18 protein-coding genes are annotated in these 21849 nt (G+C 64.6%); 5 read left to right on the forward strand and 13 right to left on the reverse strand.

Features of this window, described 5'->3' with window-relative positions; all coding sequences use genetic code 11:
* Positions 1-260 precede the first annotated feature (260 nt).
* Entirely contained in the window at positions 261-911 is a 651-nt protein-coding gene (locus tag HV753_RS30210) for a GntR family transcriptional regulator (RefSeq protein ID WP_246288426.1), read from the forward strand.
* Between the two features lie 148 nt (positions 912-1059).
* On the opposite strand, the gene HV753_RS30215 is transcribed toward HV753_RS30210, so the two are convergent.
* Positions 1060-1350: a DUF3579 domain-containing protein gene (locus tag HV753_RS30215; protein WP_175178283.1), complete on the reverse strand. Its 291-nt coding sequence runs from the start codon at positions 1348-1350 to the stop codon at positions 1060-1062.
* A 179-nt stretch (positions 1351-1529) separates the two neighbouring features.
* On the opposite strand from HV753_RS30215, the gene HV753_RS30220 reads away from it, so the two are divergent.
* Both HV753_RS30220 and argF read left to right on the forward strand, forming a co-directional pair.
* Positions 1530-2711, forward strand: coding sequence for an aspartate aminotransferase family protein (locus HV753_RS30220; RefSeq protein ID WP_175178256.1), 1182 nt, complete (start codon positions 1530-1532; stop codon positions 2709-2711).
* A gap of 56 nt (positions 2712-2767) precedes the next feature.
* On the forward strand, positions 2768-3709 hold the full coding sequence (argF, locus tag HV753_RS30225; RefSeq protein WP_175178257.1) for an ornithine carbamoyltransferase: 942 nt from the start codon (positions 2768-2770) through the stop codon (positions 3707-3709).
* Between the two features lie 70 nt (positions 3710-3779).
* Here argF and HV753_RS30230 read toward each other — a convergent pair whose 3' ends face one another.
* From HV753_RS30230 to HV753_RS30250, 5 genes are read right to left on the reverse strand one after another with little or no spacing between them, the layout of a single operon-like run.
* On the reverse strand, positions 3780-4631 hold the full coding sequence (locus HV753_RS30230) for an alpha/beta fold hydrolase (RefSeq protein ID WP_175178258.1): 852 nt from the start codon (positions 4629-4631) through the stop codon (positions 3780-3782).
* Between the two features lie 33 nt (positions 4632-4664).
* On the reverse strand, positions 4665-5240 hold the full coding sequence (locus tag HV753_RS30235) for a DUF4286 family protein (protein WP_175178259.1): 576 nt from the start codon (positions 5238-5240) through the stop codon (positions 4665-4667).
* Between the two features lie 12 nt (positions 5241-5252).
* Entirely contained in the window at positions 5253-5783 is a 531-nt protein-coding gene (locus HV753_RS30240; protein ID WP_175178260.1) for a carboxymuconolactone decarboxylase family protein, read from the reverse strand.
* A gap of 2 nt (positions 5784-5785) precedes the next feature.
* Complete coding sequence (locus tag HV753_RS30245) at positions 5786-6739, reverse strand: Bug family tripartite tricarboxylate transporter substrate binding protein (RefSeq protein ID WP_175178261.1); 954 nt, start codon at positions 6737-6739, stop codon at positions 5786-5788.
* A gap of 42 nt (positions 6740-6781) precedes the next feature.
* Positions 6782-7648: an amidohydrolase family protein gene (locus HV753_RS30250; RefSeq protein WP_175178262.1), complete on the reverse strand. Its 867-nt coding sequence runs from the start codon at positions 7646-7648 to the stop codon at positions 6782-6784.
* A 97-nt stretch (positions 7649-7745) separates the two neighbouring features.
* Here HV753_RS30250 and HV753_RS30255 point away from each other — a divergent pair, with 97 nt between their 5' ends.
* On the forward strand, positions 7746-8654 hold the full coding sequence (locus HV753_RS30255) for a LysR substrate-binding domain-containing protein (protein WP_175178263.1): 909 nt from the start codon (positions 7746-7748) through the stop codon (positions 8652-8654).
* On the opposite strand, the gene HV753_RS30260 is transcribed toward HV753_RS30255, so the two are convergent.
* Genes HV753_RS30260 through HV753_RS30280 form a run of 5 tightly spaced genes read right to left on the reverse strand, consistent with a single transcriptional unit; the run spans position 8651 to position 16641 of the window.
* On the reverse strand, positions 8651-10051 hold the full coding sequence (locus HV753_RS30260) for a heavy metal sensor histidine kinase (protein ID WP_175178284.1): 1401 nt from the start codon (positions 10049-10051) through the stop codon (positions 8651-8653). The two genes, HV753_RS30255 and HV753_RS30260, sit on opposite strands and share 4 nt — an antisense overlap.
* 22 nt (positions 10052-10073) lie before the next feature.
* Positions 10074-10760, reverse strand: coding sequence for a heavy metal response regulator transcription factor (locus tag HV753_RS30265; RefSeq protein ID WP_175178264.1), 687 nt, complete (start codon positions 10758-10760; stop codon positions 10074-10076).
* Positions 10761-10791: 31 nt separating this feature from the next.
* A complete protein-coding gene (locus HV753_RS30270; RefSeq protein ID WP_175178265.1) occupies positions 10792-13983 on the reverse strand; it encodes an efflux RND transporter permease subunit in 3192 nt (1063 codons plus the stop codon).
* Positions 13980-15152 (reverse strand): efflux RND transporter periplasmic adaptor subunit, encoded by a 1173-nt coding sequence (locus HV753_RS30275; protein ID WP_175178266.1) that lies wholly within the window; start codon positions 15150-15152, stop codon positions 13980-13982. Before HV753_RS30275 ends, HV753_RS30270 begins: the two co-directional genes overlap by 4 nt.
* 4 nt (positions 15153-15156) lie before the next feature.
* On the reverse strand, positions 15157-16641 hold the full coding sequence (locus tag HV753_RS30280; protein WP_175178267.1) for an efflux transporter outer membrane subunit: 1485 nt from the start codon (positions 16639-16641) through the stop codon (positions 15157-15159).
* 235 nt (positions 16642-16876) lie between these two features.
* Between HV753_RS30280 and argG the strand changes: the two genes are divergently transcribed.
* Positions 16877-18217, forward strand: a complete 1341-nt coding sequence (gene argG, locus HV753_RS30285; protein WP_006224929.1) for an argininosuccinate synthase — start codon at positions 16877-16879, stop codon at positions 18215-18217.
* Positions 18218-18764: 547 nt separating this feature from the next.
* Here argG and HV753_RS30290 read toward each other — a convergent pair.
* A complete protein-coding gene (locus HV753_RS30290; protein ID WP_175178268.1) occupies positions 18765-20693 on the reverse strand; it encodes a potassium transporter Kup in 1929 nt (642 codons plus the stop codon).
* The gene (locus HV753_RS30295) at positions 20690-21805 is read right to left on the reverse strand and encodes a sensor histidine kinase (protein WP_246288427.1); all 1116 of its coding nucleotides are present in this window, start codon (positions 21803-21805) and stop codon (positions 20690-20692) included. Before HV753_RS30295 ends, HV753_RS30290 begins: the two co-directional genes overlap by 4 nt.
* Between the last annotated feature and the right edge of the window lie 44 nt (positions 21806-21849).

Consider the following 21849-nt stretch of genomic DNA (forward strand, 5'->3'; position numbering starts at 1 on the left):
CAATTTTGTATAAATATTTGTATACGATTTATGCCGACAATGTACGCGCATCAATGCTGCCTTCAAGCTATCGCTAACCCTTATCGCCCGGTGTAGTATGCTTGCCTACACCCCGCCGTGCGCGCCGGCAGCGGGTGCCGGACCCTTTCCAACACAATGAAAACGCGCATGCACAGGAGCCTAAGAAGAAGATGAAACCTCTCGCGCCACCGGCTAACGAGCCCGCCAAGAAAGACACAAATCGCAGCGAAATCGTATACATGAATTTGCGCCGCGCGATCATCGAGCAAGCGCTGCTACCCGGCGACAAGCTGCCGGAAGACGTGATCGGCGAACGCTTCGGCGTCAGCAGGACGATCGTGCGGGGCGTATTGACGCGCTTGTTCAGCGAAGGCCTGGTGGATCTGCGGCCCAATCGGGGCGCCGCCGTGGCCCGCCCCAGCCTGGAAGAAGCCCATGACATCTTTGAGGCCCGCCGTTGCCTGGAGCGCGACGTGGCTCGCCGGCTGGTGCAGCACATTACCGAAGCTGGCTTGACGCGCCTGGCGCAGCATGTGAAAGAAGAAGAAGCGGCCCGCCAGCGCAACAGCACGAACGAATCCATCCGGCTGTCGGGCGAATTCCACATCCTGATGGCCGAACTCTCGGGCAATGCGGTGTATGCCCGCTATGTGAACGAAATCGTGTCGCGCTGCTCGCTGATCCTGGCGCTTTATGGCCGGCCGCATTCCAGCGAATGCGCGGTCAGCGAACACATGGAGATTGTGGATAGCTTGCGTGCGCGCGATGAAAAACACGTGCTGCACCTGCTGGAGCACCATCTGGAGTCGGTCACCGCGCGTGCCCTGCTAAGCACCGACGGCTCGGGCGTGCGTGACATCCGCAAGATCCTGGACCGCTACGGTACCTGAGCGCATCGCATGCGCATGCCGCGCGGCGATGGATGCCAACAGTGGCGCGAACGAGCCACGTAGGGGCGGACCCGCCCGATGGGCGTGCCAGTCACATCCCCTGAGAATGAGAAAAGCGCCCGGTCAGGGCGCTTCTTCGTTCTGGGGCCTAGATTTCGCGTTCTTCCGTCTTGAGGTTGTTGTCGCGGGCGAAATCCACCACGAACTTATACGCCAGCGGTTCCAGGTCGCGCAAACGCAGGTCGACCACGATTCCGCGCACGCCGTCGATCACGACGGGCAGCACATAAGGCGAATAGGTGAGGTGGTTACCAGCACTGCCGGGAGGCCGGAACTGTGCCATTACGCCAGCGAGCCGCTCCGCCCAATCGCTGGGGCGGAATCGGCTACCGCTTTCGGTAACGCCATGAATTACGAATTGTCTGACGCGAGTTGCCATGAGTTCTTTCACTACAGCGCGCCTTTCACGAAAGCCGGATCTTCGGCGTGATCAAACATGCGCCCTGCGCCGCGAATTGTATATGATTGATCCTTTGCCCTCTTCCAAATGACGTTTCCCCAAGAATTCGTCACAAAAAAAGAGCCGGCTTTTTTGGTAATCCCCCAGGAGGATCCGCAATGACCTCGCCTCTGGCCAATATCTATACCCGCCTGCCGGTTGCGTTCACGCACGGCCAGGGGGTCTGGTTGTGGGATGCCGACGGCCGGAAGTATCTGGATGCGCTGGCGGGCATTGGCGTTTCCTGCCTGGGCCATGCCCACCCGAAACTTGTCGCCGCCATCAGCGAACAGGCCGCGCGCGTCATCCATACCTCGAATATCTATGAAGTGCCGCAGCAAACAGCGCTGGCGGCCCGCCTGACGGCCTTGTCCGGCATGCAGGAAGTCGCGTTCAACAACAGCGGCTCGGAAGCCAACGAAGCCGCGATCAAGCTGGCGCGCTACTACGCCTACCAGCGCGGCAACAAGCACGCTCACATCATCACCATGGACTCGTCCTGGCATGGCCGCACATTGGCCACGCTGGCGGCCACGGGCAGCGACAAGGCCCGCAAGGGCTTCGAGCCCCTGCCGACGGGCTTCATCCAGGTGCCTTACAACAACATCGACGCCGTGCGCGCCGCGGGCGACGCCGAACCTCGCACGACCGCCGTGCTGCTGGAAGTGTTGCAAGGCGAAGGCGGCATCCGCCCGTCCGACATCGCCTACCTGCAAGACGTGCGCCGCCTGTGCACGGAACGCGGCTGGCTGCTGATGATCGACGAAGTGCAGTCCGGCATCGGCCGCACCGGCAAGTGGTTCGCCCACCAATGGGCGGACATCAAACCAGACGTCATGACGCTGGCCAAGGGCCTGGCGGGCGGCGTGCCCATCGGCGCGATGCTGGCCGCCGGCCCCGCGGCCGGTGTCTTGACACCGGGCAGCCACGGCACGACCTTCGGCGGCGGCCCGCTGGTCTGCGCCGCCGGACTGGCGGTGCTGGACGCCCTGGAATCCGAGAATCTGCTGGACAATGCCCACACCGTGGGTACCTACCTGAAAGACACGTTTGCCAGCGCCTTGGCCGGCACCGCTGGCGTGACCGAGATCCGCGGCCGCGGCCTGATGCTGGGCATTGAGCTTGCGCGCCCCTGCGGCGTGCTGGCCTTGCGCGCACTAGAGGCCGGCCTGCTCATCAACGTCACCCGCGACCGCGTCATCCGCATGCTGCCGCCCCTGATCCTGAACAAACAAGAGGCGGACCAGATCGTCACCACCCTGGTTCCGCTGATCCAACAGTTCCTGGCCGAAAAACCATAATCAACGTCCCGCCCGGGCCACGAGCCTGGCCGGGCCCAATGACCTGCGACATCACCATGACTCCTCCCACGACTCAAAACGGCCCGTTGCGGCATTTTCTTCAGTTCAAGGACTTCTCGTCCGCCGAGATCGCTTACGTGCTGGACCGCGCACGCATCATCAAGGAAAAGTTCAAGCGCTACGAACCCCACATGCCGCTGCACGACCGCACGCTGGCGATGGTGTTTGAAAAGGCCAGCACACGCACCCGCGTGTCCTTCGAGGCCGGCATGTACCAAATGGGCGGTTCGGTCATCAACCTGACCTCCAACGACTCGCAGCTGGGCCGCTCCGAGCCCATCGAAGACACCGCGCGCGTCATTTCGCGCATGGTCGACATCGTCATGATCCGCACGTTCGAGCAGACCCGCATCGAGCGCTTTGCCTCGCATTCGCGCGTGCCCGTCATCAACGGCCTGACCAACGAATTCCACCCCTGCCAGATCCTGGCGGACATCTTCACCTACATCGAGCACCGCGGCCCCATCGCCGGCAAGACGGTGGCCTGGGTGGGTGACGCCAACAACATGGCCTACACGTGGCTGCATGCCGCGGAAATGCTGGGCTTCACGCTGCATGTGTCCACGCCGGCCGGTTACGAGCTTGAAGCCTCGCGCATCGGCACGCCGTCGCCGTCCGTGCTGCGCCAGTTCAAGGACCCAATGGAAGCGTGCAAGGGCGCGCACCTGGTCACGACCGACGTCTGGACCAGCATGGGCTACGAAGCCGAAAACGACGAACGCCGCGCCGCGTTCGCCGACTGGTGCGTGGATGCCGACATGATGGCCACGGCCGACACCGAAGCCGTCTTCATGCACTGCCTGCCCGCCCACCGTGGCGAGGAAGTCACTGGTGAAGTCATCGATGGCCCGCAAAGCGTGGTCTGGGACGAAGCCGAAAACCGCCTGCACGTGCAGAAGGCGCTGATGGAATTCCTGCTGCTGGGCCAGATCAAGTAAATCTGTCCGGCAAAGGAAGAAGGGCCTGGGTATCGCAAGATGCCCAGGCCCTTTTGCTTTGCACCGTCTCTTAGCGCAACGTGCGTTCCCAGGCGGCGATGGCATCCACCACTGCCTGCGGCTTCTCGGGCACCAGCGCGTGCCCTGCCCCGCCGATCACCACGACGGATACGCGGCTGCCAAACTCGTCCTTGATTTCATTGCGCGTGGCGGGTGGCTTGAACAAGTCCAGATCCGCCTGCAAATCCAGCAATGGCTTGGCGCCGCCCGACCACCAATCGGACTGGCGCGTCGCCTTGCCCGCCAGCCGCTGGCTTTCACTGACCTCGGGATACCAGCCCCCCAGCCAGACACGCGCGTCATTGCCCGGCGCGAAGAACGCATACTGAATGGATTTCAGGCGTTCGGCGTCAGGCAGCGACAATTCGGCGCTGCGGTCCACGTGTTCGCTCAAGCCCTTGGGGTATTGCTTGGCCGCGGCCGCCACGATCACCACGCCCCGCACCAACTCGGGATGATCCACGCCCGTCGTGCGTGCCACCCAATTGCCGAAGGCATGGCCCACCATCACCACGGGCTGGCGTGCCACGTTGCGGATCACGGCGGCCTGATCCTCGGCCAGATCGTGCAGCGTGATGCCCGACATCGGCCCCGTGCTGCCGCCGATGCCCCGGGGTTGCGGCCGCAACACCCGATAGCCAGCCTGCGCGAAGCGTTCGGCCAGGTCGTCAAAGTCGTCCGCGCCGCGCCCGCGTGAAGGCAGCAGCACCAGCACCGGCCCCTGCCCTTGTTCCAGCACTTCAATGCTGGCGCCGTTACCCACCAGCACATTCACCCGTTTGGGCGCATCGGCCAGTGCCGGCGACGCCGCCGCGATGGCGCACGTGAACACCAGGCCGGTCAGCAGTTGCTTCATCATCATGTCTCCTCCGTTCGGGTCTGTCGCCCGAGGGTTTTATAGGATCTTCTTGAACATCGTCCGGCGCGTATTGCGGAACGACGGCCGCACACGGCTGCTCCAGTCGGTCGCGCGCACCGCCAGCCACGGCGGGCTGCCGAAGGTTTCGCGGGTGTGCAGGTCGTAGCAGGCCAGATAGCGCGGCGCCTGATCGCGGCATTCGTATCGCATCGCGCGCACCGTTCCCGGCACCGAGGCCAGGCCCGGCAGATGTTCCTGGTCGTACCAGGCGTTCAGATCCGCCTCGGCCTCGGGCAGCACATCGGTTTCAACGATGTAGTGCCACGGCGCGCTCTGCCCTGCCGAAGCGCCAGGCAAATCCAGGGTCTGGTGCAGCACCCGCGCCTGCGCGCCGGGGAACAGCTCTGCCAGACGCGCCTGGATCTCGGGCAGCGCGTCGGGGGCTCCGCGCAGATATACGTAGGTGTCTGCGCTTTCCACGGCGTCTTCCACCGTCGCAAAGGCGGTGACCTCCACGCCCTTCAACCCCTGCGTCAAACGCCGGGCCATGTCCGCCGCGCGCGCCTCATCAAAACGTTCGCCCAGCGCCACTAGCAATATGGTTTCCTGCATGGCCTTCTCCTTTCAATGCCCGACGCGCAATGCCACCAGGAAGCGCGACACCATGTTGTACGCCCCCACGGTCGCAGCCAGTTCAACCAGTTGCGTATCGTCGTAGCGTGCGCGCACGGGCGCAAACACCGCGTCCGGCACCTCAATATCGCGCGTCATCGCGTCGGTCAACGCCAACACGTCGGCTTCGCCAGGCGCCAGCCCCGGCACCGCGTCCGGCGCGGGGTTGCTGCGCAAGGCATCGATCACCGCCTGCGGCATGCCGCCCGCCAGCGCATGCGGCACATGCGCGTCGAACTCGTAGGGTGCATTGTTCAGGGTCGCCACGCGCAGGATGATCAGTTCGCGCAAGCGTGGCGCAAGCGATGTCTTCTGGCGGATGGCGGTCAGCATGGCTTCCCAGCCTTCCACCACGGCAGGGCTGTTCAGCAGCACCTGGTACAGCGGAGAAATCCGCCCCCGCGCGGCGGCGATGCGGGCCTCCAATACGGCCAATTCCTGGCGAGTGCCCGGTACGACAGGCGCGATTCGGCTTGCGCTCATGTTTACTCCGGGCGGATGTTCTTGCGCTGGATCAGCGCGGTCCACTTCTCGCGATCCGACGCGATCAAGGCAGCCAGTTCCTGGGACGAGCTGGGTGCCGCTTGCGCACCGAACTTCTCAAGCTTGGCGCGCACGGCTTCATTGCCCAAGGCGGCGCGCACCGCCTGGTTCAACTTATCGACCGTGGCGGCAGGCGTCGACGAAGGCGCCACGATGCCGTACCAATTGTTCGATTCCACGCCGGCGATGCCCTGCTCGGCCAGCGTTTTCACGTCAGGCAGCAGCGGATGGCGAGTGGGCGCGGCAATGCCCAAGGGCTTCAGCTTGCCGCCCTGGATATGGCCGATCAGGCCCGGCACGTCACCGAAGAAACCGGCCACCTGATTGCCCATCACGTCGTTGATGACGGGCGCCGCGCCCTTGTATGGCACATGCAGCACGTTGGCCTTGCTGGCGTCGGCAAACATTTCCATCGTCAGGTGAGGAATGCTGCCGATCCCCGACGAGCCGATCGCCACCGACTGCGACGCCGCTTGCGACTTCTTGACGAAATCAGCCGCGTCAGTCGCCGGATTGGACGGATTCACCACGAATACCGTGGCGTTGTTCACGACCCGGGAGACCGGCGCAAAATCGCGCACGGGATCGTACGGCAAGTCCTTGTACAGCGCAGGGCTGATCGCCACCGCTCCCACGCTGGTCAGGAACAACACCGAGCCATCGCCCGGTGCCTTGGCCACATACGCCGCGGCGATGTTGCCGTTGGCGCCCGCCTTGTTCTCGACGATGACCTGCTGCTTCAGCTCTTTGCCCAGTTGTTCGGCCAACACGCGGCCGACCAGATCCACCGGGCCTCCGGGCGGGAAAGCGATGATCAGACGAACGGGGCCGTCGGCGTGCGCCGCGCCCGCCACGGCCAGGCCTAGCAGCGTGACCGAGAGTAATTTCTTGAACATGGTGTCTCCTCGTTGAATTGAATATTTTTCTGGTTGAGCCGACTACAAGAATCCGTAGAGCCGTGCCGGGTTGTCCACCAGCACGCGCTGGCGCAGCCCGGCGTCCGGGCACGCTTCAAAGAACGTGTCCACCAATTCGCCATCGTCGGGCATGTCGCCCGCCACATTCGGATGCGGCCAGTCAGTGCCCCACAAGGTCCTGTCCGGCATGGCCTCGGCCAACGCGCGGACAAAGGGGATACCTTCGGCAAACGGACGCTGGCCGGACGCGATGCGGTCGATGCCCGACACTTTGACCCACGCCTGCGGCACATCGGCCAGGCTCAGCAAGGCGCGCATCGCGGGCGACTCCAGCCCATCCGCGGCCTTCAGCCTGCCCATGTGGTCCACGACGAATGGCACCGGCAGCGCACGCAGGCGCGGCAACAGCTGGGGCAGCATCGCGCCATCCAGATGCAGGCACACGTGCCAGCCCAGCGGCGCGATCAGGGAGATAACGCGGTCGAACACGGCGGGGGCCGGCGCACCGCCCAGGTGCGGCACGAAATTGAACCGTGCGGCGCGCACGCCGCCGTTATGCAGTTGCTTGACGCCCGCCGCCGTGGCATCCGCCCCCAGCAGCGCCACGCCTCGATAACGGCCGCCGCTTTGGGCCAGGGCGTCCAGCAAGGCGCTGTGGTCCGAGCCATGGCAATTGGCCTGCACCACCACCGCGCGCTCCACCCCCAGGTGCGCATGCAAGGCCGCCATCTTCGCGTAAGGCGCATCGGGCGGCGTATAGGAGCGGCCTTCGGCGTAGGCAAACACATCGCCGGGTCCGAAGACGTGGCAATGCGTATCGCAAGCGCCGGCGGGCAGCACATGACGAGGGCGGGACGGAGACGCAAGCGGGGGACGGCAATCGGGCACGGGCGGATTCCAGCGGTGAAAGCAACATCGTCCCGGATTGCAGGCTGCCAAACAATGCTATATCTTTGATTTCAGATATGCATAAATTAAATATCCCATGGATCTGAAGCAGATTGAGTACTTCGTCAGGGTCGCGGAGCGGCGCAGTTTTTCACGCGCCGCCGAGATGCTGGACGTGGCGCAGCCCACGCTCAGCCGGCAAGTGCGTCTGCTGGAACTGGAACTGGGCCAGCATCTGCTGTATCGCAACGGCCGGGGAGCCGAGCCCACGGAAGCCGGTTTGCGCTTCCTGGAGCACGCGCGCGCCCTGCTGACTCTGGCCGAACGCGCCAAGGAAGACTTGCAGACCTTGCGTGAAACCCCAACCGGCAAGGTCGTGGTGGGCCTGCCCCCGCGCATCGCCCGCGTGCTGACGCCCCCATTGGTGCAAGCGTTCCGCAAGAGCTTCCCCGATGCATCGATCGCCGTGGCGGAAGGCCTGAGCGCCCAGGTCCGCGAATGGTTGCTGGCCGGCCGGGTGGATCTGGCGCTGCTCTACGACCCTGCCCCTTCTCCGCAATTGGCCTATGAATCACTATTCCGGGAAGACCTGGTGCTGGCCGCCGCAGCCGGCCACCAGCCGCCCCTGCCGGCCCGCGTCACTGTGGCACGCTTGGGCGACTACCCCCTGGTGCTGCCCAGCTTGCCCAACGCCATCCGAACCCTGGTGGAAAGCGTCTGCCGCGCACAGGGCGTGCGCCTGAAAGTGGCCGCCGAGGTGGATGCCGTACAGACCATTGTGGAACTGGCCGCGCAAGGCGATGCCTACGCCATCCTGCCGCGTTCCGCCGCCCGGGGGCCCGCCGCCGAACACCCACTGTCGCTCTGCGACATCGGCTCGCCCAGGATCACCAACAACCTGGTGCTGGCCAGCGCCCGCCACCGCCCGGCCACCCGCTTGGCCACGGCCACCGGCCAGTTGATTCGCCAACTGGAACTGGGCGAATTGTTCGCGCCGACGGCTTAGGTCTGTCCTGCCCGGCGCGAAGGCCGCGCGTCCACGCTGAAGGCGATGCGCGTCGTCCCGCCCTCGCTGCTGGCGGACACCCCGCCGCCGTGCATGGCGGCCACGGCCTTCACGATGGCCAGCCCCAAACCGTGGCTGTGTTCCAACCCGTCACCGCGCCGCGCCGCGTCCACGCGATAGAAACGCTGGAACAGATGCGGCAGATGCTCCGGCGCGATAGGCGGCCCGGCGTTGCTGACGGCCACCTCCAGCATCTCGCCTTGCCGCTGAATGGCGACCGAGATCTCCGCCCCTGGCGCGGAATACTGAATCGCATTCTGTAGCAGGTTGGTCACGGCACGCCGGAACAAGGCCGTGTCGATCAGCGCACTGGCCTGGCGGTCGCCATCGATGCGCACCCGCATGCCTGCCTCGTCCAGCAGGAACTCGAAGAATTCGGCCGTCTTGCCGACTTCGTCCGCCAACACGGCGTGTATCCGTCCGGTGGCGGCCTCGCCCTGGTCGGCGCGCGCCAAGAACAGCATGTCGTTGATCATGGCCCGCAAGCGGTCCAGCTCTTCCAGGTTGGATTGCAGCACCTCTTGCAAGTCGTCCGAACTGCGGCGACGCGACAAGGCCACCTGGGTCTGTCCGATCAGATTGGTCACTGGCGTGCGCAACTCGTGCGCCACATCGGCATTGAAGGCTTCAAGCTGGTTGTAGGCCCCTTCCAACCGGGCCAGCGCGCCGTTGAACGACGTGGCCAGGTCTTCCAGTTCCACCGGCAGCTCGGCCATGCTCAAGCGCTGCGACAAGGCGCTGGGCCGCAAGGCGCGCGCCTCGGCCGACAGACGGTTCAACGGCCGCAGGCCCACCCGCGTCACCCAGAATCCCAGCAATGCCACCAGCAGGATGGCCGTCAACGACAAGCCCGCCATTGCCCACAGGAGATAGCGCAACGTGTGTGCGTAGGGCGCCGAATCCATGCCGACGATCAGGCGCACCTGCGGCCGGGCCTGACTCGCATCGACGGTCAGGGTCAAGGTGCGCAACACGTCCTCGCGATCCGGCAAGGTGATCTTGCCGAAGCCGTCGCGGGAGCGCTCCAGGCTGCTGATATCGGCCAGCCCCTTGCCGTACTCATAAGCGGGGTCATCCGACAACACCCAGAAACGCAGGCTGCCATCGGCCGGCGTCAACGTATCCAGCTTGGTCTTGAAACGGCCCCAGCGCTCGGCGTCGACGCTGCGGGTCAGGGAATAGCTGACTTCCTGCGCCGTGGTGCGCAGCGCATCTTGCTGAATGCGGTCAAGCTGGCGCTCCAGCACCCCGTACAACGCCACCCCCGTCAGGGCAAAGGTTGCGGCCGCCGCCACCGCGTACAAGACCACCAACCGGGATTTCAGCGAGAACTTCAACGAGGATCTCACCGGGACGCCCTCATTCCACGGCGCCGTCATCGCGCAGCTCCAGCACATAGCCCATGCCACGGATCGTATGCAGCAAGCGCCGGTCGAACGGCGCGTCCACCTTGCCGCGCAACCGCTTGATGGCCACTTCCACCACGTTGACGTTGCTGTCGAAGTTCATGTCCCAGACCAATTCGGCAATCGCCGTCTTGGACAGGATCTCGCCCTGGCGGCGGGCCAGCACCGCCAGCAACGCGAATTCCTTGGCGGTCAGATCCAGGCGCGTGCCCGCCCGCCAGGCCTTGCGGCTGATCAGGTCGATCTGCAAATCCCCGATGCGCAGTTGCACGGGTTCTTGCGCTCGGCCACGGCGGGTCAATGCCTGCAAGCGTGCCAGCAGTTCAAGAAAGGAAAAGGGCTTGACCAGGTAATCGTCCGCCCCGTCATGCAGGCCGCGGATGCGGTCTTCCACTCCGTCCCGGGCGGTCAGCATGATGACGGGCGTCTGCCGCACGGTACGCAGGGACCGCAGCACCGCAAAGCCGTCCATGCCCGGCAACATGGCGTCCAGCACGATCACGTCGTAGTCGTGCTCCAGAGCCAGATGCTGGCCGTCGATGCCGTTATGCGCGACGTCGACCGCACAGCCCTGCTCTCCCAGGCCCTTGCGCAGGTAATCCGCCGTCTTCAGTTCATCTTCGACTATCAGGATTTTCATGTGCCGCCCCGCAAGACCTTACGGTTGACCCCTATTTTGACCCAAGTTCGCTCGGCGGCGCGATGACGGCGGAATTTTCACCGCCCGCGCGAGCCGCCTTCCGGGCCGCCCGCGCCGCCTTGCGTTCCATGTACCAATAGTGCGCCCGGTCAAGGTACAGATAGACCACGGGCGTCGTGAACAGGGTCAACGCCTGCGAAACAATCAGGCCGCCCACCATGGCATAGCCCAACGGGCGACGCAGCTCCGACCCTTGTCCATGGCTCAGCATCAGCGGCAAGCCGCTAAGCAGCGCGCACATGGTCGTCATCATGATGGGGCGGAAGCGCAACACGCAAGCCTGGTAGATGGCCTCGGCCGGCGCCATGCCGTGCTGGCGTTCCGCGGTCAGCGCAAAGTCGATCATCATGATGCCGTTCTTCTTCACGATGCCGATCAGCAGGATGATGCCGATCAGCGCGATCACGCTCAAGTCATAGCCGCCCGCCATCAGGATCAGCAACGCCCCGACCCCCGCGGACGGCAAGGTCGACAGGATCGTCAGCGGATGGATATAGCTTTCGTACAGCAGCCCCAGCACGATATACACCGCGATCAGCGCCGCCGCGATCAAGTAGGGTTGCGTCGACAGCGAATCGCCGAAGGCCTTGGCCGTGCCCTGAAACGCGCCCGCCAAGCTGGCCGGCGCACCCATCTGGCTTTGCGCCTGCTGGATTGCCTGCACCGCGTCGCCCAGCGACGCCCCTGGCGCCAGGTTGAACGAAATGGTCACGGCCGGGAACTGGCCCTGGTGGCTGATGGACAGATAGGCGGTCTTATCCGTGTCCAGCTTCACGAAGGTGGACAACGGCACTTGCTGCCCGGTCAGCGGCGACGTCAGATACAGCTTGGAGAACAGGCTGGGATCCTGCTGCAACGCTGGCGTCACTTCCAGGATGACGTGGTAGCTGTTGATCTGCGTGAAATACTGCGCCACCTGGCGCTGGCCGATCGCGTCGTAGATCGTGGCGTCGATCAGCGCCGGCGATATGCCGAATGACGAGGCCCGCGCCCGGTCGATGGTCAAGGAAGCCGTGGCCGCCGCGTTCTGCTGGTCGGAGGCCACATCCGTCAGCTGTGGCAGGCCACGGAACGCCGTCAGCAATTTCGGCGCCCAGACGTTGAGTTCGTCCAGGTTGGAATCCGTCAGCGTGTACTGGTATTGGGTGCGCGACAAGCGTCCGCCCACATTGATGTCCTGCCCTGCCTGCATGAATAGCGTCACGCCTTCCAGCTTGGCCAGTTGCGGACGCAGCCGGGCAATCACCTCGTCGGCCGACGCCGTGCGCCCCTCATCCTTGGGCTTCAGGCCAATGTAGAAGTTGCCGGTGTTGTAGGTGCTTTGACTGCCGTTGAACCCGAAACTGGCGATGTCCGGGTCTTGACGAATCACCTCGGCCATCTGGATCATGCGCCGGTTCATCAGCGCAAAGGAAGAATCCTGCGCCGACTCCGCGAAGCCGAAGATGAAGCCCGTGTCCTGCTGTGGAAAGAAGCCCTTCGGGATCACCAGGAACAACGCCACCGTGCAAGCGACCGTCGCCAGGAACACGCACAGCGTGGCGAACTGATGCCGCAAGACCAGTTTCAGTCCACGCTCGTAGCCATGCAGCATGGCGTCGAAGCCGCGCTCGAACCACTGATACAGCCGGCCGTGGCGCTCGCCGTGATGGTTCTTCAAGTAGCGCGAGCACAGCATCGGCGTCAACGTCAACGACACCAGCACCGACACCACGATGGCCAACGTCACCGTCACGGCAAACTCCCGGAACAGCCGGCCGACGATGCCGCCCATCAGCAGCAATGGAATGAACACCGCGATCAGGGACACCGAGATCGACACGATGGTGAAGCCGATTTCGCCAGCGCCCTTGTAGGCGGCCTCCATCGGCGACATGCCGGCTTCCACATGCCGATACACGTTCTCCAGCATCACGATGGCGTCGTCCACCACGAAGCCGACCGCAATCGTCAGCGCCATCAGCGACAAGTTGTCCAGGCTGAAGCCCACCACATACATCACGGCGGCGGTGCCCATCAGCGCCAGCGGCACCGTCACGCATGGAATCAGCGTGGCCGCCACATTGCGCAGGAACAGGAAGATCACCAGCACCACCAACAGGATGGTGATCGTCAGCGTGAATTCCACATCCTGCACCGACGCGCGGATCGTCTGGGTGCGGTCGATGATGGTGTTCACATGCACCGACGGCGGAATTGAGGCTTCCAGCCGGGGCAGCGCCGCGCGGATGCGATCCACCGTTTCGATCACATTGGCGCCCGGCTGCTTGCTGATCTGTAGCACGATCGAACGGCCGTTGGTGATCGTGTTGTCAGGCGGCGAAGCCTTGCCCGCATAGGCCCAGCCCGCCAGCTTGGTGTTCTCGGGCCCGTCCACCGCCACGCCCACATCGCGCACCCGGATCGGTGCGCCGTTGCGATACGCCAGCACCATGTCGCCCCACTGCGCGGCCGACAGCAGTTGGTCGTTGGTATAGGTCGTAAAACTCTGGCGGGCGCCGTCGATGGTGCCCTTGGGTTGATTGACCGTGGTGGTGGCGATCACGCCACGGATGTCTTCCAGGCTCAGGCCCAGGGCCGACAACTTTCCCGGGTCCACCTGGATGCGCACCGCAGGCTTTTGCTGACCGCCAATGTTCACCAGCCCCACCCCGGAAATCTGCGAAATCTGCTGCGCCAGGATGTTGTCGGCAAAATCGTTCACCTGGATCAGCGGCAGCGTATCGGACTGCACCGCCATCACCATGATCGGCGCATCCGCCGGATTGACCTTGCGGAACGTGGGCGGATTCGGCAGGTTGGCAGGCAACTGGCCGGTGGCGGCATTGATGGCCGCCTGCACGTCCACCGCCGCTGAATCAATGCTGCGGTTCAGGTCAAACTGCAAGGTGATCTGCGTCGTGCCGATCGCACTGACGGAGGTCATCTGCGACAGGCCGGCGATCAGCGAAAACTGCCGTTCCAGTGGCTGCGCCACATTGGACGCCATCGTCTCGGGGCTGCCGCCCGGCAGATTCGCCTGCACCTGGATCGTCGGGAAATCCACCTGGGGCAGCGGCGCCACGGGCAGCAGCGGCCACGCCGCGATCCCCACCAGCAAGATCGCCAGCGCCAGCAGCGACGTGCCGATCGGCCGCTTGATGAAACTGGCCGAGATACTCATTTTGCGCTCCCGGCGGCGGCTGAAGCGGCGACCAGTTCGCGCACCTTGCTACCCGGCTTCAGCTTGTACTGCCCGTCCACCACCACGCGCTGCCCCGCGGACAGCCCGTCCTGGATGATCGCCATGCCCTCTTGCATCCGCTCGACCTTCACGGGCCGAGGCTGCGCCACGCCATTGCCGTCCACGGCATACACATAGGTGCCGGTCTGGCTACGCTGCACGGCGGCGGCCGGCACGGTCAGCGCGCTTTCGTGCGCATCCAGCACCAGGCGCGCGTTGACGTACAGCCCAGGCCACAGCCGATGCCGGGGATTGTCGAAACGGCCCTTGAGCTGCACCGTGCCGGTCGTGGTGTCGATCTGGTTGTTCAGCAGGACCAGCGCTCCGGTTTCCAGCGGCTGATTGCTGTCTCGCGCATACGCTACGACGGGCAAAGACTGGCCCCGGTCCATGGCGGCGTTGATCGCCGGTACCGCCTCTTCAGGCAACGAGAACAGCACGGTGATCGGGTCGATCTGGTTGATCACGACCAGGCCATTCACATCGGCCGCATGCACGATATTGCCGGGGTCCACCAACCGCGCGCCCACCCGGCCCGCAATCGGCGCCACGATGCGCGTGTAATCCAACTGCACCTTGGCATAGCTGATCTGTGCATCGTCGGTTTGCGTTGCCGCCTCCAGCTGCGCCACCAGCGCACGCTGCGCATCCAGCGTCTGTTGCGTGGCGGCATCCTCGCGTTGCAGCCGGGTATAACGTTGCAGGTCCAGCCGGGCGTTCAACAACGTCGCCTGATCCTTCGCGCGCTGCGCCTGAGCCTGAGCCAGCTGCGCCTGCAAGGCGCGCGGATCGATATTGGCCAACACCTGCCCGGCCTTGACATCCTGGCCTTCGACAAAGCCCACGCTGTCCAGTTGCCCATCCACTCGTGCCTTGACGGTCACGCTGGCCGCCGCCGTCACCGTGCCCACGCCAGTCAGATAGCGCGCCACGTCCTGCTGTTGCGCCAGCGCTGTCGCCACCGGCACGATGGGCTCGGGCGCGGCAGGCGGAGCCGTGCGGCCCCGCAGGAACAGCCACACCGCCAGCGCGCATGCCACCACCGCCAGCACCACGACGCCCATCCGCCATACCGGACGCCGCTCAAGGGAAGTCACCGCCTTATCCATGGACTTACTCGTTCTTTTTGGTGGAGGGGGTCGCAACCGCAAGCGCTTGCGTATCCGGGGTCTGTAGGGCGTCGGCGTTCCAGCCGCCGCCCACGGCTTTGACCAGTGCCACGCTGGCCACCATTTGGCGGCCTCGCAACTGGACCGCCGTGCGTTCGTTGGACAAGGTCAGCGCTTGCGCGACCGCGACCGTCAAGAATGTGGTGGTGCCGGCGCGATACTGCGCCAGGGCCAATTGCTCGCTCAATCGCGATGCGGCCACCGCTTCGTCTTGCGCGCGCGCCTCCCCATCCAGGACCCGCAGCGTGGACAGGTTGTCCTCCACCTCCTGGAAGGCACCCAGCACCGTCTGCTTGTACTGGGCCGCGCTGGCGTCGAACACCGCCACGGCCTGCGCGTCGCGCGCTTTCCTCAAGCCGCCATCAAAGACGGTCTCGGCCAGCAGCGCGCCCAGCGACCAGACGCGGCCAGGCGCGTTGAACCATTGCGCGAAACTGGCGGCGCCAAAACCTCCGCTTGCCGACAGCACCAATGATGGGAAATACGCGGCACGCGCCACCCCGATGCCCGCGTTGGCGGATGCCACGTTGCGCTCGGCCGACGCGATGTCCGGTCGCCGCTCAAGCAGGTCGGATGGCAGGCCGGTGGGCACCGGGGGAACGTGGAACATCCAGGGCTGGCTGGCCGGCAGTGGCGCCAGGCTGAACTGCGCCGGCGCCCGCCCCGTCAGGATGGCGATCGCGTGTTCCAGCTGGCTGCGGGTGGCATCCAGGTCGATGGATTGGGCCTCTGCGGTCTTCAGTTGCGCCTCGGCCTGCGCCACGTCCGAACGCAGCGCCACGCCCGCGTCGTACTGGCTGCGCGTCAGCTTGAGCGTGCGCGTGTAGGCGTCCAGCGTGCGGGCATACAGATCCTTCTCGCGGTCCACCGCGCGCAGTTGCAGGTAATCCTGCGCCAAGGCGGCTTGAATGCTGAGACGTGCCGCGGCCAGATTGGCCTGGCTGGCCTGCGTCGACGCATCGCTGGCTTCGACCTGACGCCGCACACCACCCCACAGGTCGGGTTCCCAGGACACATCGATCGCCGCGGCGTAGCTGTTGGACACCGCCGTCACGCCATTGGTCTTGGCCCGCGCCTTGCCCGCCGATGCGTTGACGCCGACGGTCGGCCAGAATCCCGCCCGTGCCGCATCCGCCACGGCACGCGCCTGACGATATTGCGCCTGCGCCTGCTGAATCGTCTGGTTGGCAGCATTGGCCGCCTCGACCAAGGTGTTCAGCTGGGGATCCCCATACGCTTCCCACCAATGCAGATTGCTATCGATCGTCCCCGGTTCGGCCGGTTTCCAGGGGCCGGCCTCTTTGTAGGCGTCCGGCAAGTCCATCGCCGGACGCGAGTAATCAGGTCCGACGGCGCAGCCGGCCAGCGCCAAGGCGAGGGTCAGCCCTGCCACCGCCCAACGCGGCCCGATGCGGTTTCCGTGGTTCATTCGTGGCGCCGGATGCCCGGCCTACAGTGAATACGGCTCCACTGTAGAAATGCCTCCGGGACCCCACGCTGTCCGCATCCTGACAAAACGGACAGGTTCGGCGCTGCCCGGGGGACGGATGCCTTGCGCCGCCCCCGACTCCGCCCGCCCCGGTCAAAAGAGTTAAAATACCGGTTACCTTTCTTGTTTGGCGGCTCGTTGCTGTCAAAGTCCTGTTGGCGTCTCACCTCAAACAATGACCACTATCCTCCCGAACCTTCCCACCGGCCAGAAGGTCGGCATCGCCTTTTCCGGCGGCCTCGACACCAGCGCAGCGCTCCTGTGGATGCGCAACAACGGCGCCATTCCGTACGCCTACACGGCGAACCTGGGCCAGCCCGATGAGTCCGACTACGACGAAATCCCCCGCAAGGCGCTGGCCTACGGCGCCGAAAATGCCCGCCTGATCGACTGCCGCGCGCAGTTGGTGGCCGAAGGCATCGCCGCCCTGCAAGCGGGCGCGTTCCACATTTCGACCGCCGGCATCACCTACTTCAATACGACCCCCATCGGCCGCGCAGTCACCGGCACGATGCTGGTGGCCGCCATGAAGGAAGACAACGTCAACATCTGGGGCGATGGCAGCACCTTCAAGGGCAACGACATCGAGCGTTTCTACCGCTACGGCCTGCTGACCAACCCGGACCTGAAGATCTACAAGCCCTGGCTTGACCAGCGCTTCATTGACGAACTCGGCGGCCGTTCGGAAATGTCCGAATACATGCGCCAAGCCGGCTTCGACTACAAGATGTCGGCCGAAAAAGCCTATTCGACGGACTCCAACCTGCTGGGCGCCACCCACGAAGCCAAGGATCTGGAACAGTTGAATTCCGGCATCCGCATCGTCAAGCCCATCATGGGCGTGGCGTTCTGGCGCGATGACGTGGCCGTCAAGGCCGAAGAAGTCACCGTCCGCTTCGAGGAAGGCCAACCGGTCGCCCTGAACGGCGTGGAATTCAGCGACCCGGTCGAACTGCTGCTGGAAGCCAACCGCATCGGCGGTCGTCACGGCCTGGGCATGAGCGACCAGATCGAAAACCGCATCATCGAAGCCAAGAGCCGCGGCATCTACGAAGCCCCGGGCCTGGCCCTGCTGTTCATCGCCTACGAACGCCTGGTCACCGGCATCCATAACGAAGACACCATCGAGCAATACCGCGAAAACGGCCGCAAGCTGGGCCGCCTGCTGTACCAAGGCCGCTGGTTCGACCCGCAAGCCATCATGCTGCGCGAAACCGCCCAGCGCTGGGTTGCCCGCGCCATCACCGGCGAAGTCACGATCGAACTGCGCCGCGGCAATGACTATTCGCTGCTGAACACCGAATCGGCCAACCTGACGTACGCGCCTGAGCGCCTGTCCATGGAAAAGGTGGAAAACGCCCCCTTCACCCCGGCAGACCGCATCGGCCAACTGACCATGCGCAACCTGGACATCGTCGACACCCGCGAAAAGCTCTTCACCTACGTGAAGACCGGCCTGCTGGCCTCCAGCGGCACGTCGCTGCCGCAGTTGAAGGACGACGGCAAGAAGAAGTAATTCTTCCAGGCCTGGCAAAAATCCCCTCGATGGTTCGAGGGGATTTTTTTTGGTGTGGGGTCGTGCTTGATGCAGAGGGGTTGTTGATGGGTTGCGCGCGATGGATGCCGGTGTGCTTATCAGCGTCTTCTCGCGCTACACCCATCCTACGATGCTTCATTGGCGCGGGCTCGACCCACACGCGAAGCGTCATCACGCCAACGCATCCTCGCCGCGTAAGCTTCGCAAGGCCGCCCGCGCGGCCGGCGCGGAGCGGGCCCCACAAGACGTTCCATTCCCGCTCAACCCTGGGCGCGAGCCCTAAGCAAACCAATCGCCCCCGCAGACGGCCAGTTTCCGCCAATGCAGCCCGTCGCGTGGGCGGCCCGGGATGCGAGGGGCGTCAATAAGCCCGAGGGAATCTGAAGGAATCGCCGAAGGCGAAGACGAAGATGACGACGGGGAAGTTCGGAGCGAAGGCTCCGCACCGCAATCGTTGGCCCGAGCATCCCGGGCCGCCCGCGCGACGGGCGTCAATAGCACCTCAAACGCCCCACAAGAAGCCAGCCTACAGCTCGACCTGCATCCCCATCTCCACCACCCGATTCGCGGGAATCTTGAAGAACTTGGTGCTGCGCGTGGAATTCCTGGCCATGAACGAAAACACGGCACGCCGCCAGCGCCACAGCGCCGGCTTTCTTGCCGCCACCACCGTCTGCCGCGACAGGAAATACGACGTCCGCATCGGCTCCAGATCCAATTCCGGATAAGCCTCCGCCACCAGCCGCAACGCTTCCGGCACATCGGGATCTTCCTTGAACCCGTAGTTCACCGTCGCGGTCCAGCTGGACGCCGACAACTTCTTCACCACAAAACGCTCTTCCGGCGAGATATACGGCACATCCGCCACCAGGATCGTCAGGAACAGCACATGGTCGTGCAGCACCTTGTTGTGCTTCAGGTTGTGCAGCAACGCCGGCGGCACATTGCCCGAATTCATCGTCATGAAAATCGCCGTGCCCGGCACGCGCGACGGCGGATATTCCTCCAGCTGCTCCATGAATTCCTTCAGCGGCTGGCGATCACGATGTTGCATGTCGGACAGCAGGCGCCGGCCACGACGCCACGTCATCATCAGCGTGAACACCACGATCGCCACCAGCAGCGGCAGCCAGCCACCCTCGTGAATCTTGAACACGTTGGCCGAAAACAGCAGCACGTCAAACAACAGCAACAAGCCCAGCACCGTGAACCACAGCATGCGCTTTACCCCCGTGGTGCCGCGCGGCAGCACCGCAAAGGCCAATACCGAGGTCGTCAGCATCGTGCCCGTCACCGCGAAACCGTAGGCGGCAGCCAGGTTGTCCGAATTGCGGAACAACAGCACCAGCACCAGCACGGCGCATAGCAGCAGCGCATTGACCTGCGGCAGATAGATTTGGCCCTTCTCGACCGCCGACGTATGCAGAATCTGCATCCGCGGCCAAAAGCCCAGTTGCACCGCCTGGCGCGTCACCGAATAGGCGCCGGAAATCACCGCCTGGGATGCCACGATCGTCGCGATGGTCGCCAGCGCCACCAACGGAACCAGCCCCCACTCGGGCGCCATCATGAAGAACGGGTTGCGGATCGCCGTGGGGTCGCGCAACAACAGCGCGCCCTGGCCGAAATAGCACAGCGTCAGCGCCGGCAGCACCATGCTGAACCAGGCGCTGCGGATCGCGGGGCGGCCAAAATGACCCATGTCGGCATACAGCGCCTCGGCGCCGGTCAGCGCCAGCACCACCGCCCCCAGCAGCACGAAGCTGATCAACGGGAATTCAACAATGAAGCGCAGCCCCCACATCGGGTTCAGCGCCGACAAGACTTCTGGCGTCTGCCAGATCTGCCAACCGCCCAAGGCGGCCAGCGTGCCGAACCACACCAGCATCACCGGGCCAAACAGCTTGCCCATCACGCCGGTTCCGTGCGACTGGATCGCAAACAGTGCCACCAGCACCACCAGCGCGATCGGCACCACCCACCTATCCAGCGTATGCGACACAATGCCGATGCCTTCCAGCGCCGACAGCACGGAAATGGCAGGCGTGATCATGCTGTCGCCATAGAACAGCGCCGCGCCGAAAATCCCCAGCACGATCAGCACCCAGCGCATCTTGCCCTCGCGCGCGCGCACGGCCAATTCCAGCAGCGCCAGCGTGCCGCCTTCGCCACGGTTGTCGGCACGCAGCACCAGGGTCACGTATTTCAACGACACCACCACCATCAACATCCAGAACAGGATGGACAGCACGCCCAGCAAATGGGCCGGCTCCAGGTCGGTGTGCACGCTCAGGCCCGTCAGGCAGGCCCGCAAGGTATACAGCGGGCTGGTGCCGATGTCGCCATACACCACGCCCAACGCTCCCATGATGAGCGCCGCGCGCGACGAAGGCGCATGCGCGCCGCCCGCGTGGGCGCCAGGCGATGAAGGAACACCCGCCGTGGCTTGGCTCATGATGTAGGTTCTTGACGAGTAAGTTGAGCCCCTTTGCGGGGGCCGGGGAACACGACGGATAGCCGTGTGCCGGAAAAATCGGGGCGGCTGGTCAGCTTCCACCAGGCGCCATGCGCATGCGCGATTTCGCGCACGATCGCCAGGCCCAGGCCGGAGCCGCCCGCCGTGGCGGTAGGCGACCGGTAGAAGGCCTCGAACACGCGGTCGCGCTCATCGGGCGGAATACCCGGGCCGTCATCCTCGACCGTCAGGGACGGCGGGTTCGCACCCACGATCAGGGTGATGCGGCCGGTCTCGTTGCCGTAACGCAAGGCGTTGTCGATCAGGTTGCCCAGCAATTCGGCCAACAGCAACGGGTCGGCATCAATCCAGATGGGCGCGTCCGGCGCCACCAGGTCCAGTTCATAGCGCGCCTCGCGCACCCTCGGGAACCACTCCGCGCCATTTGCCCGCACCCATTCGCACAGGTCGATGCGCACAAAGCTGTCCTGCGGACGGGCATTGGGGTCGGCGCGTGCCAGCACCAGCAATTGCTGGCCCAGCCGGATCATGCGGTCGCTGACGGCCTTGATGCGTTCCGCGCGTGCCCGCACATCATCCGGCAAGGGACGGGCCAGCATCAGTTCGGATTCCAGCCTCAGGCCGGACAAGGGGGTGCGCAACTGGTGCGCGGCATGCCCGATGAAGCGGCGCTGTGCCGCCAACGAGGCATCCAGCCGCAGCAGCAGATCATTGGTGTGGGTCACCAGGGGTTCGATTTCCACCGGCACGCCCGCCACTTCCAACGGCTGCATATCGTCGATGGAACGTTGCCGGATCTCTTCGGAAAGATGGTTCACGGATCGCAGCCCGGAGCGCACGCCCTGCACGACCACCCAGGTGAACAAGGCGATCAGTGCCACCTGCCCCACCACCATCAGCCAGAAGAAATCTTCCAGCATCCAGAGCGACATGTCGATTTTGTGGGTAATGACCCAGGTGGCCGCCAGGTCCAGCAGGACCAGCAGCAGGATCGGCGGCATCAGGCGGATCACCAGATGCCGCGCCAGGGAGCGGGAGGGAAGCAAGGGGCGGGTTGCCGGAGGCGCGGAAGGAGTGCGTTCGTGCGTCATGACGCGATACCCTCGCTTAAGCGGATGGAAGTGCGCAGCCGACG

This window comes from Achromobacter pestifer (assembly GCF_902859625.1).
GTDB lineage: Bacteria > Pseudomonadota > Gammaproteobacteria > Burkholderiales > Burkholderiaceae_B > Achromobacter > Achromobacter pestifer.